This window comes from Bacillus sp. 05T31 (assembly GCF_056396725.1).
Map to the genome: position 1 here is coordinate 1 of NZ_JBFTMA010000918.1, position 1,355 is coordinate 1,355.

The following is a 1,355-nucleotide window of genomic DNA, read 5'->3' on the forward strand; positions in this document are numbered from 1 at the left end:
GTTGTCTAGAGAGATGAATAGTGAATTAAAAGAAAAAGACTATACAAATACAAATACTAATACTCTTCTAAATCAGCATCAAAAGCGTTCGGGTAAAGTAATTGAAAAAACAGAAGAAGGTTTAGTGGTTTCTGGTGAAAATTCAAATGTATACGCTATCGTTTCTTCCCCTGAGGTCCTTAGAGATATTCAGATTGGGGATACCATTACCATTTATGCACCTATTTTTATAGGATCAATACCAGGTCAACCAGAAACAGCTAAATATGCAATTGTTCAAAAAGAAAATGAAGAAAACGTGCTAAAAAAACAATATAAAATGCACACTGGAAATGTAATCAATAAATCAAATGACGCTATTGAAATTTCTAGTGAAGATTCGACTGTTAGTGCTATCGTTTCTCCTGAAATCTTACAAGATATAAATATTGGAGATACCATTACTATTTATGGGGCATATTTTATGAATAATATGGCAACTGGTGAATTGTCTGCTAAAGCTCCAATCATCGAAAAGTTGGCAAGTAAGACAGTGACTCCTAATACAAGTGTAGATAAATCGAATTCTATATCAGAATTCGATAAAAAAGAACAAAATGCTCTGAATCAACACCAAAAACGTTCTGGTAAAGTAATTGAAAAAAAAGAAGACGGATTGGTGGTTTCCGGTGAAAACTCAAGTGTATATGCTATCGTTTCTTCCCCTGGGATACTTAAAGATATTCAGATTGGGGATACCGTTACCATTTATGCTCCTGTTTTTATAGGATCAATACCAGGTGAACCAGCAATAGCTAAATATGCAATTGTTCAAAAAGAAAATAAAGAAAACGTGTTAAAAAACCAATATATAATGCACACTGGAAATGTAATCAATAAAACAAAGGACACTATCCAAATTTCTAGTGAAGGCCTGACCGTTACTGCTGTTGTTTCTTCGGAAGTGCTTGAGAATATTCAAGTTGGGGATACGGTTACTATGTATGGTGCAGATTTTATGAGAAATACATCAAATGATGAATTATCTGCTAAAGCTCCAATCATTGAAAAGTTGGCAAAATAAATATTAGGTTTCCAATGGGAAAATCCCCATACTAATAAGTATATAGATGCTATTTCTCTAATATCTATGGTTCTGTTAGTTATTTAAAATTGATATAAATTTGCTTTGTCTAAAGCTAAAAATAAGAGGCTTCTTACAATTAAGAAGCTTCTTGTCTTTTGTATAAGTGAATGGGATTTATAATTATTAAAATGGAACATTTTATCCCCTATAAATCTATTTATTTAGAATAATTTCATGGATATTTTATTATAAGCTAAGTAGTTTAAGGTTTCTTGTCCCTAGTTCAAAA

1 pseudogene is annotated in these 1,355 nt (G+C 31.6%); it reads left to right on the top strand.

The features are described from left to right. Positions 1 to 1,063, top strand: a pseudogene (locus AC1DJR_RS29880) (S-layer homology domain-containing protein); the annotation flags it as partial. Positions 1,064 to 1,355 lie beyond the last annotated feature (292 nt).